This is a genomic window from Chryseobacterium sp. FW101-FHT12H09, assembly GCF_058790395.1.
Window position 1 is genome coordinate 117,850 of record NZ_JBYTCP010000002.1, and the last position, 13,034, is coordinate 130,883.

Sequence of the window (13,034 nt, forward strand, 5' to 3'; positions counted from 1 at the left end):
AATTTTGTTGTCAAATGGATATTCTATATTTAATGATCCTATGCAGTGTTTCTTTGGCTGCAATTTTCTTGGTCGTTTTTATAGTAAACGCCCGAAAAGGACAGTTTGAGGATGATGAGTCCCCTGCTGTGCGAATTCTTTATGACTCTGGTGAAATAAAGGAGAAAAAGGAAGACGGCAACAAAACAGACGAGAAAGAAAAAGGAGAAAATAATAAAATTGAAGAAAAAAGTGAATAGTTGATATGGAGACACAAAAGTTTAGTTATGACAACAGTATTGTTCGGGCATTTCTTTATGCGACCATAGTTTTTGGGCTTATAGGGTTTACGTTCGGGCTTACCGCAGCCTTAATGCTTTTCTACCCAGAGCTTCCTGAATTTTTATTTGGTACTGATGATACTACCATTCAGAGTTTAAAGAGTGGTAATATTCAAGGGCTAATTAATACTCATGGTGCATTTGGTTTTGGTAGAATCAGAATGCTGCACACCAACACTGTAATCTGGGCGTTCGTATGTAATATCGTTTATACCGGTATTTATTACTCTCTACAGAGATTATTGAAAGCAAGAATGTACAGTGATACGTTATCTTGGATACATTTCTGGACTTGGCAATTTATGATTGTTGCTACGTTCATCACATTCTTTATGGGTATTAATACCTCAAAAGAATACGCTGAACATGAATGGCCAATCGATATTTTAATTGCTTTCTCGTGGATCATTTTCGGTGCCAACATGTTCTTAACTATTGCTAAGAGAAGGGTAAGACACCTTTATGTAGCTATCTGGTTCTATATTGGTACTTGGATCGCAGTAGCAATGCTTCACATTTTTAACAACTTAGAAGTTCCATTATCTTTCACAGGATGGAAATCATATTCAGCATATGCTGGGGTAAAAGATGCTATCGTACAATGGTGGTATGGCCACAATGCGGTTGCATTCGTATTGACAACTCCGGTTTTAGGTTTGATGTATTACTTCTTACCAAAAGCTGCAGACAGACCAGTTTTTTCATATAAACTGTCTATTATTCACTTCTGGTCATTAATTTTCGTATATATCTGGGCTGGTCCTCACCACCTTCAGTATACTGCACTTCCTGCATGGGCTCAGGCAGTGGGAACAGGTTTCTCTATCATGCTTATCGCTCCATCTTGGGGAGGTATGCTAAATGGTCTTCTTACGTTAAGAGGGGCATGGGATAAAGTAAGAGAAAATCCTATTCTTAAGTTCTTCGTAGTCGCTGTTACATGTTATGGTATGGCCACTTTTGAAGGACCACTTTTAGCGACTAAAAACATTAACAAAATTGGACACTTTACTGACTGGGTTATTGGTCACGTACATTTAGGTGCACTTGGATGGAATGGCTTCATGGCATTCGGGGTAATCTATTATTTAGTACCGATTTTGTGGAGAACAAAAATATGGTCTGTAAAATTAGCTAACTGGCATTTCTGGTTAGGTACTTTAGGAATTATCTTCTATGCAGTACCAATGTATATTTCAGGATTTACTCAAGGATTGATGTGGAAACAATTCAACCCGGATGGAACACTATTGTGGAAAAACTGGTTGGATACTGTAACTGCAATTATTCCTTACTTTAAAATGAGATTTGTAGGAGGATTATTCTATATCTCAGGAGCAATCTTAATGATTGTAAACGTTGTTGCAACGGTAAGAAAAGGATCTTTCCAAAAAGAGGTTCCGGCAGAAGCACCTGCTTTAGCTAATATCAGCAAAAACAGAAAAGAAGGAGAAGGAACTCACCTATGGCTGGAAAGAACTCCAATATTATTAGGTATTTTATCTTTCTTAACGATTTCTATTGGTAGTTCAGTTGAAATTATCCCAACACTATCTCTTAAGAAAAGTGTACCGACTATTTCAGCAGTGAAACCTTATTCACCATTAGAATTAGAAGGTAGAGATATTTATATCCGTGAAGGATGTAACGCTTGTCACTCTCAGATGGTAAGACCATTCAGAGACGAGATCGTAAGATTCAACGGTAAAAACGGACAATACTCAAAAGCGGGAGAGTTCATCTATGACAGACCATTCTTATGGGGATCAAAAAGAACAGGACCGGATTTACATAGAGAAGGAGGTAAAAACCCAAGTTCTTGGCACTATAAGCATATGTATAACCCAAGATCAACATCTGCAGGTTCTATTATGCCTCGTTACCCTTGGTTAATTGCTACAAATTTAGACAGATCTAAAATGGTTGATAAAATGTTACTGATGAAAAATACTTTCGATGTGCCATATACAAAGCCTCAGATAGACTCTGCAAATAAATGGGCAGACAACCAGGCTGCGAAAATCGTAAAAGATATCTTCTCTGAAGCGAATGACTTAAAAGTGGCTTATGCTAAGAGACCTAAAGGTGAATTGGAGAAAAAAGAGGTTGTAGCTCTTATCTCTTACTTACAAAGATTAGGTACTGATATCAAAACAACAGAAATAAAAACAGCAAGTAATAACTAAAAACATTAAGGCTCAATGATTCCTCAGAACTTTAAAGATATATTATCCAATACAGAAAACGCTGGTTTTTACCAGACGCTGGCTCTGATTTTCTTTATGCTGTTCTTCGTAGCTTTGGTAATTTATGTTTTTAGCAGGCCTAAAAAATATTACAAAGAAGAAGAAGAGGCTCCTCTGCAGGATGATGAAGACGACTTTAATTTAAAAAATTAAATATTTATTATGAAACAAAGAACACCGGTTGTTGTAAACATTTTAATAATAATTGGACTTTTAATAGTTTTTTATTATTTATTTGTACAAAGCTATTCGTTTTTAGCTTCACCATACTTCTGGGGAACTGTTGTGATAAGTGCTATCTTAGCTTATATTCATAGCTCTATTGGAGATTTAATTGAGAACAATAAGTTCAAGAAATTATCTCCAGAAGAAAAAGCTGTGTATTTAAATGAGAAAAAGATTCCTTTCTTAAGAAGAATGTATGACAGCGCATTCAAAAAGCAATCTGTTACTGAAGAAAAAGATATCCTTATCGACCACGGTTTCGATGGTATTATGGAATTGGATAACCAGTTACCAAAATGGTGGGTAGGTTTGTTTTATTTTGGGACTGCTTTTTGTATTGTTTATATATGTGCATACTCTTTCACAGATTTCGCTCATCCTTTAAGCGAGTATGAGAAAGAATATAAAGAGCAGATTGCGAGTATTGCAGAATATGAAAAAAGTCAACCTCCTGTAACTATAGAAACAGCAAAATATTCAGCTGATAATATTGCAGAAGGTAAGGAGCTTTTCAAAACAAACTGTGCATCTTGCCACGGTGAAGACGGAAGAGGAGGTATTGGTCCGAACTTAACGGATAATTACTGGATCAACCAGCCGGAGAAAACTTTATTTAAGAATGTTTTCCATATGGACTGGAATGGTTCTCCTACTAACCCTGCAATGAGACCATTTGGTAAGAACGGAGAAGTTTCCGGTGCAGAGATTGAAAAGATTGCAGCTTTTGTATATCACATCAATCAGGAACAACCTCCAATTACAACTGCTCAAGGTGGAGCTGCTCCTCAAGGGACAGAAGCTCATTGGGAAAAAGAATAATTTCAAAAAAAATTAAAACATATGAAAAGCATAATTTGTTATTAGAAAAAAAATAGTAACTAATTATGCTTTTCTTTTTTTAAATATATTACAAAATGTCAGACATAGAAGAAATAGAAGTACGCGGCGGACAGGGACAGGTTCTGGACCCTGAGACTTACAGAGATTCTATAGGGACTATGGAGCAATCCGGAAAGAGAAGATGGGTGTTCCCAAGAAAGCCGAAAGGTAAATACACAAACTATAGAAACATTGTAAGTTATACTTTATTACTGATCTATTTTGCCGTTCCTTTTTTAAAAATCAATGGTAATCCTTTCTTTTTATTCAACGTTATTGATAGAGAGTTTTTCATCTTTGGACAACCCTTCTATCCACAAGACTTTTTTATCCTGACTCTGGGTGCTATAGCATCTTTGATATTCATTATTATTTTTACGATTGCATTCGGAAGAATTTTCTGCGGGTGGATATGTCCTCAGACAATTTTTATGGAATCGATATTTCGTAAAATAGAATTTATAATTGAAGGTGACAGAAATAGACAAATGAAGTTGGATAGGCAACCTTGGAATACTGAGAAAATCTGGAAAAGGAGTTTAAAATGGTCTGTTTATATCGTTATTTCTTTGATCATCACTCATTTTATGTTCATGTATATTGTGGGCTATAAAGAGGTATTTAAAATTGTTTCTGAAGGACCATTTACCCATCCAACCAACTTTATAGTAATGATCCTTTTAACAGGCGCATTCTACTTTGTATTTGCATGGTTTAGAGAGCAGGTATGTACGTTGGTATGTCCATATGGAAGACTACAGGGGGTTTTAATCGATAAAGATACAATCAACGTATTCTACGATTTCAATCGTGGTGAAAACCGTTCAAAATGGAGAAAGGGTGAAGATAGAAAAGCGGCGGGAAAAGGAGACTGTATCGACTGCCATCAATGCGTTGTTGTTTGTCCTACAGGAATTGATATCAGAGACGGACAGCAATTGGAATGTATAAACTGTACTGCATGTATTGATGCCTGCGATGAAGTAATGGAAAAAGTAGGCCTTCCAAAAGGCTTGGTCCGTTATGCTTCAGAAAATGAAATTGAAAACCAAACAGAATTCAAGTTTACAGGAAGAATGAAAGGCTTCGCTGTTGTTCTTGCTTTATTGGTTGGTTTCTTAGGATACCTTCTTTATAATCGTGGTGAAATGGAAGCAAAATTCATTAAACCCGCAGGAAGTACATTCTTTGTAAGAGATGGTAAGATCACCAATACCTATAATTACACCTTCTTAAATAAGACAAACGACAAGAAAATCGTAACCATTAAAGTGATTGAACCTGCTAAAGGAGAAATCATCTATAGTGCATCGAGCAAAATTACTGTTGAGAGAGATAAGATCTCAAAAGGAACAATCAACATCAGTTTTCCTGAAGATGCCATGAAATTATCGAAACAAAATATTACGATAGGAGTCTACGATATGAAAGGAAAGTTGGTAGATTCTTACAAAACTTATTTCGAAGGTCCATTTAAATTACAATTTTAAATTTCAGGAACCTGTTCAAAATCCTAAAGGTTCCCGATAACTTATATAAAGACAAAAAAATCCGGAAAAAATGAAAAACTTTAGTTGGGGACATGGTGTTGTAATTGCATTAGCGGCATTTATCATTTTCATTTTATCAATGTTGTTTCTTTTTCCAAACGGACAAAAGAACTCAGAAATGGTAACTGATAATTATTACGAAGAAGAACTACAATACCAGGATGTAATAGATGCTAAAAAAAGAGCAGATGGGCTACAGGAAAAACCTGTATACAGCCAGGATACAAATGGAATAAAAATAGTATTCCCAAAAGATTATAACAATTCGAATACAACTGTAAAGTTTGTTTTAAATAGAACTGACGACCAGAATTTAGATATTAAAAGATCTGAACAGCTGGATGCAAATCAATCATTTTTAGTACCATCAAAGGTATTGAAAACCGGAGGTTACACTTTACGATTGATGTGGACTAAGGACAAAATCAACTACAGAATGGATTATGATGTGATATGGAAATAGCACTTATTTTATCGGCAATTGGTTTAGGCTTTGCTTCCGGTTTTCACTGTATCGGAATGTGTGGTCCTATTGCATTATCGATGGGATTAACAAAAAAACAAGCTACAAATTTCTACCTTCAAAATCTTACTTATCAGTTTGGAAGGATTTTTACTTATTCTCTTTTAGGTGGGATTTTAGGTATCATTGGGCAAGGCTTTGAAATGGCAGGCTTTCAACAGTACTTAACGATTGCAGTGGGAGTTTTGTTAATTATAATGGCAGTGTTTTCTTTTGGAGGAAAAGATTTTGCTTCAAGAATTCCTTTCTTTTCAAAATTTCTGTATTCTGTAAAATCAAATTTAGGAAGACTTCTTCAAAAAGCAGATTACCGATCAAGGTTTACAACAGGTATTCTTAATGGTTTTTTACCATGTGGGATGGTCTATATGGCCCTTACCGCGAGCCTGGCAAGCGGAGGAATATGGCAGGGAGCTTCATATATGGCCTTATTTGGTCTTGGAACACTTCCATTCATGTTTGCTGTGGTTCTTGTCGGGAATCTAATGAATCAGGCTTTCAGAGTAAAAGTATTGAAAGCTATTCCTGTTATCATGATTATTTTAGGAGGTTTGTTTATTATAAGAGGTTTGGAGTTAGGGATTCCTTACATTTCTCCAAGATCAGAGGCAATGACTATTTCTAAAGATAATCAAGGCGATTGCCATTTGCCAGGGGATCATAGCACTCATAATCACAGTTCAGTCAATTGCCACTAATAAACTATACCATGAAAAAAATATTCTTCTTATTAATTTTAAGCCTTCTGACGCTACAGTCTTGTACAATCAATTCTGAAATAATATATCATAAAGATGCTGCTTCGTCAACGATTATGGATATCGATGTAAAAGAATTTATGGCAGAGATGAAAGCAATGACCCCAGATTCATTAAATAAAAAGGAATTTGGTGAAATGGATAAAATGCCAACTACCTGGACAAGTATGTATGACCTTGATAAGAAAGAAGGCACATTAAAAACCAAAGATCCAGATTCTATAAAAGTTATGAAGAAGATTTTCATGAAATCTAATAAGGAAAATAATGAATATTCCGGGTTTTCTTTAAAATTAGATCACTTCACAAAATCAGATCTTAATTCATTAGATGGCTTAACAAAGGGAGAAAAACTTCCCATTGATCAAAATATATACAATAATTGGGATGGTAAAACGCTAACCATAAATACAGACGATTTCAATCTTAAAAACATTGAGGATGCGCTTCGCTCTAAAACTTCAAAAGAAGAAGCACTATCTACAGAAGGAATAGTTCCAATGCTTTTTAAACAGATTGGAACAACCTTAAAATTTGAAAATAAAATAAAATCAATCACAGGAAAACATGACTGGCTGAAACAGATCGATGATCATTCCGTACGATTGGAATACGATATCAAGGCCTTGTATGATAAGGATTCTAAACTTAAACATTCTGATAAAAAAGTAATTATAACAACAGAATAAAAATAAAAACCACCGAAATTTCGGTGGTTTACTTTATAAATTAGCTGATTAACTCAAATTTTGCATATTCAGCAACTTTCTTGGGAAGTTTAATACCCTCTTCTGTCTGATTGTTTTCAAGCAATGCAGCCATAATTCTTGGTAGAGCCATTGCAGATCCATTTAAGGTATGAACCAACTGGGATTTCCCTTCTGTCTTATAACGACACTTCAAACGGTTTGCCTGAAATGTTTCAAAGTTAGAAACTGAACTCACCTCCAACCACTTTTCCTGTGCTGCACTCCATACTTCAAAATCATACGTCATTGCTGCCGCAAATCCTGTATCTCCACCACAAAGTCTTAATACCCTGTAAGGAAGCTCAAGGTCTGTAAGTATTTCTTTGATATGTTCTACCATTTCTTCCAGAACAGCATAAGAATTTTCAGGCTTCTCAATTCTTACAATTTCCACTTTTTCAAACTGATGAAGTCGGTTCAATCCTCTTACATGTGCACCATAGCTTCCTGCCTCTCTTCTGTAACATTGAGAAAAAGCAGTATTTTTAATTGGAAGATCTTTTTCATCCAATAAAACATCACGGTACAAATTCGTTACAGGAACTTCTGCTGTAGGAATTAAATATAGATCATCTGCAGCAATGTAGTACATCTGCCCCTCTTTATCAGGTAATTGTCCTGTTCCATATCCTGAAGCTTCATTCACCACGTGAGGTGGATTGACCTCCATATATCCAGCATCCACATTCTTATCAAGGAAATACTGAACCAATGCTCTTTGCATTCTTGCTCCTTTACCTAAATACACAGGAAAACCTGCACCGGCGATTTTTACACCTAATTCAAAATCAATAAGGTTATATTTTTTAGCCAGTTCCCAATGTGGAATTGCACCTTCTCCAAGACCTTCAACGTCATGTGACTGATAGATGATCTCATTATCTTCTGCAGAAATTCCACTTTTTACAATTTCATTAGGAATATTAGGAAGCTGATATAGAATATCTAATAAAGTTTTTTCCTTCACATCCAACTGTGATTGTAATTCTTTACTCGATTCTTTATACTGTGCTGTTTTAGATTTTGCCGATTCTGCTTCATCTTTTTTTCCTTCCTTCATTAAAAGTCCAATTTCCTTGGATATTTTATTGATTTCCGAAAGTTGAGAATCTAATTCAAACTGGATTTTTTTCCTGTCATCATCGGTAGCAATAGCATCGTCTACCAACTCAAGATTTTTGAATTGTCTTTTTTTCAGACCTTCTAAAACGCGTTCTTTGTTTTCGCGTAAAAAATTGACTTGTAACATTTTATTTAGATGTTAGTTTATTAGAATGTTAAACACTAGATCATCCAGGTTAACAGTTTTGCAAATTTAAAATTATTTTACGATCGTAACAACATTTGGTAAACCGGGCTTCTTCGTAAACTTCAGCTCGTCATTATAAAATACTTTGGAGACTTCAAATACAGAAGGTGTCCAGTGATACTGTATTCTCAATATATCATTAGTTACTTCATTAGTAGTTTCAGTAAGCTTTTTTGTAAGTGTTAATGTTATTCGGGATTCATAGGTTCTATCTGCCGGACTGATAGAGTCAAATTTCGGCCTTCTTGCTCCATCAATATATTCAATATAAAGAGTAGAGTCTGCTGTTGCTTTTAATGCAAAACTTACGGGTGCAATATCTGACACCCCATTTATATCATTCATCGCTATTGATGAATAAGAGCCTGCTTTTTTCGCATTAAGCAAATCCTGTCCAGCACTGTTTTTCATATACAGATTAAAAATCTGATCGATTCTTTGCACATCTTCATCATCACTCTTACAACTTAAAAGCGCAAATAAAACAATTAGAACTCCAAATACTACATTTCTCATTTCAAACAAAGATAAATATTTTAATTATTTTTTCTTAATACTTTACTCAGCAATACATTAATTTCAGATCGGGATATCATATAATCCCGGATACGAAATGGTGTTAATTCATAAAATTTCCAAAAAAGTAGTGCTGATGATATACAATATGAAGCCGAAGTAATAATACATGCTCCGATAATTCCCCAACGCGGAATAATAAAAATAGATGATATAATCGTAAAGATAAGTCCTACAACAGATTTAATATTTAAAATTCTAAGTTTATTAATACCCGCAAAATAGTATCCAATTATATTGCTCACCGCTATAGCCAAAATTCCCGGCGTCAAAAATATAGTGATCTTTTTTGTCTCATGAAAATCTTTACCAAATATCATTACATAAAACTGCGCTGGAAGTAATAAAATCCCAATGATAAATAATAAGGTGATCAAAAAACTGATTTTTAAAGATATTTTGGTTTTTTCAATAGCATCATTATGATCAGTATTATTAACAACATCTGCATAAAGAATTATTGAAAGGCTTCTACTTACTGTCCAGATGGCCTCAGAAAATGCAATCCCAATTGAAAATATACCCACACTCGTAATCCCTTTAAAAAACTCTAAAAAGTAAAATGAAAGTCTGTTGTTCAAAAACTGAAGAAATGCACTTAGCTGTGTCTTCCAACCATAGTCAAATAATCTATTTCGAATCTCTTTAGAAAATGAAATATTTGCTATTTTACAATCCTTTATGATCTGAAAACTGCTGATAATAAATAAAAATGCAAAGCAGCTTATTTGAGCAATAAAATAGGATACCACAGAAGTTATATTAATAATATATACAATCAGTACAATAAACAAAATATGAACTATCTGTTGTAAAATCGTATAGAGATTGAACATCCGAATATTTTGCTGTCCAACGAATAAATTAACGTTGGCCGCAAGAAGGGAAGATAATACTGATAAGCCCATGAGATAATATGGGTATTCCAAACTATGAGTTAAACTAAAGATCAGTGGAACGGATATTCCAATAAGGATAGACCAAATATATGCATACAATAATATCTGTTCTGTTTTATACTTCGATGCAAAATAAGTAACACTGCTTCCGACAAAAATATTACAGAAAAAACCTATAATCGTTAAGTCTGCTATAACTATTGAAACAACTCCTTTTCCCTCGCTACCCCACATGTTTGTAGTGTATACAACAAGTCCGAAATTTAATATCAATATTAAAAAACGAGAAATAAAAGTCTTTACAATAGTATTTTGCTTCATCTTTTTAATGTAGTGATTGTTTGATGAAGTTCGTAAAGAGGTCCTTTATCATGTTCCAGTTATATTTTTTCTCATATTCTCTTCGGGCATTTTGTGCATGCTGACTATACAATTGTGGATTATCTATATAATTTACAATTGCATTGGCAATGGAATAAGAATCTTCCGGATCTACCAAAAAACCAAATTTAGAGACATCTACATGTTCTCGGGTTGCTTTTAGATCAGTATAAAAAACTGGCTTACCAGAAGCGGCATAATAAAATATTTTAATGGGTAAACAGTGATGATTTTCATAACTCATTTCCCTTAGATCAAAACAAATATCAGCATCAGAATAGGCCTGAGTAAATGTTTCAAAGGAAGCGGGCTTTTCTATTTTAATATGTTCCCATTTATATTTTGATAATAAATAAGTAAAATATTTTTCATCGTTTTCTTTTCTAGAAGATCCAATTATCAAAATTAAGATTTCTAAGTCCGGTCTCATTTTCCTTAATCTATCACTTGCTTTAAAAAAATTCTCAATCCCTTTTTCCTTTGAAATTTGCCCTGTATAACATAAAGTTATTTTATTAGGCTCTAGTTGCTTGATATTCTTATGAATATAAATATCATTTGGAAAATATGGCAGAATAATTCTTTTTTTCCAAGGAAAGACATAAGCTAATGGAAATTTTTTAGTGTTCTCCCCAAAAATAAAATGAGTACTTATCCATCCAACATACAATTGGATCAGAAAGAACTTAGTAGCATGAATTCCTTTTAAAAAAAATGGAAATTTTTCTACCATCCTTTTTGAAGGATACCATTCTGTAATATCATATATTACACTAATATTTCTCTCTTCTTTTATTTTTTTTGAAGCAATAATAGCAAGCGGCTCAGAGCCTATGATACAATCCGGTTGAAAATTGTCACAAATTCTTTCAAACACTTTGATCTTCTTAGTGGTACTTTGATCTAAAATAGAATAGGATTCAATCTCAATACCATCAATAATGCCACGATAATCTGAACTTAAACTGCAAATTTTCACATCATACCCAATGCCTTTAAGTTCTTTTGCCTGATGATAAAAGATCCTGTCATCGTTGTATTTGTGTGCAGTTGTTAGAAAAAGTATTTTAGGCATGGCTTTTCTGAAATGATATTCAGGCAGAAGTATATTTTGTTTAATAATTAAAACTACCTGATATTGTACAAATATACTTTAAAAAGAAAAAAGTGGAAACAATCCACTTTTCTTTTTCTCTTAGTTATCAATAAACTTATTTTATAGAAGCCGCCCAGCTTTTGTCTAATGGTAAAAGGAAATGACTTAAAAAATCAAGATAGGTATTTTTTGAAAAATCAAACACCTGGATATCTCTTGATAATTCTGCATTTCTTAATTTTGTTTTAAAGTCGATAAGCTTTAATGTTTTAACCTCTCCTTCTTCAACAAAACTGGCTTTCATTCGGTCAAACAATCCCAATTGGTATTCTCCATCTATATCTCTCATGATCTTCCCCAGAGCATCAATACTACATCCTGAAGCCATTTCTTTCTCTTCATCCACACAAACTACAATAAATTGATTCTTTTCAATTTTAAATGATGATGAAAGTGGTTTTCCATGCGCTGCCCAACCTGCTAAAAAATCATATAACTTTTCAGTGATCACCTTGGCCTCTTTTGTAGTAAAAGGTCTTGAAGCAGGATATATGATAACTCTATAATCGCTCGTTTCTACTATGTTGGATTCTTCAATCTTCATTTTTGTAAATTTAAAGTATAAAATTAAGAATTATAATTGACTTTATTTTGTAAAGAACAAAACTCAAGAATATTCCTGAGTTTTAATAATTTATTTTCCAATTTATTATCTATAAATCGTCTGCCTCAGCAAGAAGCTCTACAATATCTTTTACAGCAACCTCTTCATTCTTATTGAAGTGTTTCACGCCATCAGTCATCATTGTATTACAGAAAGGACATCCTGTGGCAATAACTTTTGGTTCAAAAGATAAAGCTTCTTCTGTTCTTTCGATATTGATGTCTTTATTTCCCTTTTCAGGTTCTTTAAACATTTGTGCTCCTCCAGCTCCGCAACAAAGCCCATTTGTTTTACAACGTTTCATTTCTACAAGTTCAGCATCAAGCTTTTCCAAAAGTATTCTTGGTGCCTCATACTCATTGTTTGCTCTTCCTAAATAACAAGGATCATGGAACGTTATTTTTTTTCCTTTAAAAGCACCACCTTCAATCTTCAACCTTCCTTCTTCCATTAATGTTTTAAGGAATTGTGTATGGTGTACAACTTCAAAGTGTCCTCCTAAACTAGGGTATTCATTTTTAAGAGTATTAAAACAGTGAGGACAAGCCGTCACAATTTTCTTTACTTCATATGCATTAAGTACTTCAATATTTGTTAATGCCATCATTTGGAAAACAAACTCGTTTCCAGCACGTTTAGCAGGATCTCCGGTACAGCTTTCTTCCTGACCTAATACTCCAAATTCAACACCTATTTTATTTAATATCTTGCAAAATGCTTTCGTAATCTTTTTCGCGCGGTCATCAAAGCTTCCCGCACAGCCAACCCAGAATAAAACTTCTGGTGCTTTTCCTTCGGCAGCATATTCTGCCATTGTTTTTATATTGAAATCCATTTAGTTGTAAAATGTATTTTTTAT

14 protein-coding genes are annotated in these 13,034 nt (G+C 33.9%); 8 read left to right on the plus strand and 6 right to left on the minus strand.

Going from position 1 to position 13,034, the window contains the following annotated elements:
• Positions 1-14: 14 nt before the first annotated feature.
• From ccoS to AC3WRL_RS06245, 8 genes are all read left to right on the plus strand, one after another.
• Complete coding sequence (gene ccoS, locus AC3WRL_RS06210) at positions 15-239, plus strand: cbb3-type cytochrome oxidase assembly protein CcoS (RefSeq protein ID WP_261510272.1); 225 nt, start codon at positions 15-17, stop codon at positions 237-239.
• Between the two features lie 5 nt (positions 240-244).
• Positions 245-2,506: a cytochrome-c oxidase, cbb3-type subunit I gene (gene ccoN, locus AC3WRL_RS06215; RefSeq protein WP_261510274.1), complete on the plus strand. Its 2,262-nt coding sequence runs from the start codon at positions 245-247 to the stop codon at positions 2,504-2,506.
• 15 nt (positions 2,507-2,521) lie between these two features.
• Positions 2,522-2,719, plus strand: a complete 198-nt coding sequence (locus AC3WRL_RS06220) for a cbb3-type cytochrome oxidase subunit 3 (RefSeq protein WP_089028120.1) — start codon at positions 2,522-2,524, stop codon at positions 2,717-2,719.
• A gap of 9 nt (positions 2,720-2,728) precedes the next feature.
• Complete coding sequence (locus AC3WRL_RS06225; RefSeq protein WP_261510276.1) at positions 2,729-3,610, plus strand: cbb3-type cytochrome c oxidase N-terminal domain-containing protein; 882 nt, start codon at positions 2,729-2,731, stop codon at positions 3,608-3,610.
• A gap of 95 nt (positions 3,611-3,705) precedes the next feature.
• The gene (gene ccoG, locus AC3WRL_RS06230; protein WP_492329945.1) at positions 3,706-5,160 is read left to right on the plus strand and encodes a cytochrome c oxidase accessory protein CcoG; all 1,455 of its coding nucleotides are present in this window, start codon (positions 3,706-3,708) and stop codon (positions 5,158-5,160) included.
• Between the two features lie 70 nt (positions 5,161-5,230).
• Complete coding sequence (locus AC3WRL_RS06235; protein ID WP_492329946.1) at positions 5,231-5,683, plus strand: FixH family protein; 453 nt, start codon at positions 5,231-5,233, stop codon at positions 5,681-5,683.
• Positions 5,674-6,441: a sulfite exporter TauE/SafE family protein gene (locus AC3WRL_RS06240; RefSeq protein ID WP_261510280.1), complete on the plus strand. Its 768-nt coding sequence runs from the start codon at positions 5,674-5,676 to the stop codon at positions 6,439-6,441. The genes AC3WRL_RS06235 and AC3WRL_RS06240 overlap by 10 nt, the downstream gene beginning before the upstream one ends.
• A gap of 11 nt (positions 6,442-6,452) precedes the next feature.
• Positions 6,453-7,190, plus strand: coding sequence for a hypothetical protein (locus AC3WRL_RS06245; RefSeq protein ID WP_492329947.1), 738 nt, complete (start codon positions 6,453-6,455; stop codon positions 7,188-7,190).
• Between the two features lie 40 nt (positions 7,191-7,230).
• Here AC3WRL_RS06245 and serS read toward each other — a convergent pair whose 3' ends face one another.
• From serS to AC3WRL_RS06275, 6 genes are all read right to left on the minus strand, one after another.
• Positions 7,231-8,499, minus strand: a complete 1,269-nt coding sequence (gene serS / locus AC3WRL_RS06250; protein ID WP_261510283.1) for a serine--tRNA ligase — start codon at positions 8,497-8,499, stop codon at positions 7,231-7,233.
• 72 nt (positions 8,500-8,571) lie between these two features.
• Positions 8,572-9,075: a hypothetical protein gene (locus AC3WRL_RS06255; RefSeq protein WP_261510284.1), complete on the minus strand. Its 504-nt coding sequence runs from the start codon at positions 9,073-9,075 to the stop codon at positions 8,572-8,574.
• Positions 9,076-9,095: 20 nt separating this feature from the next.
• Positions 9,096-10,355, minus strand: a complete 1,260-nt coding sequence (locus AC3WRL_RS06260) for an MATE family efflux transporter (protein ID WP_261510285.1) — start codon at positions 10,353-10,355, stop codon at positions 9,096-9,098.
• A 4-nt stretch (positions 10,356-10,359) separates the two neighbouring features.
• Positions 10,360-11,490: a glycosyltransferase gene (locus AC3WRL_RS06265; protein WP_492329948.1), complete on the minus strand. Its 1,131-nt coding sequence runs from the start codon at positions 11,488-11,490 to the stop codon at positions 10,360-10,362.
• A 136-nt stretch (positions 11,491-11,626) separates the two neighbouring features.
• On the minus strand, positions 11,627-12,115 hold the full coding sequence (locus AC3WRL_RS06270) for a hypothetical protein (RefSeq protein WP_261510288.1): 489 nt from the start codon (positions 12,113-12,115) through the stop codon (positions 11,627-11,629).
• Positions 12,116-12,224: 109 nt separating this feature from the next.
• Positions 12,225-13,010 (minus strand): (Fe-S)-binding protein, encoded by a 786-nt coding sequence (locus AC3WRL_RS06275; RefSeq protein WP_261510289.1) that lies wholly within the window; start codon positions 13,008-13,010, stop codon positions 12,225-12,227.
• Between the last annotated feature and the right edge of the window lie 24 nt (positions 13,011-13,034).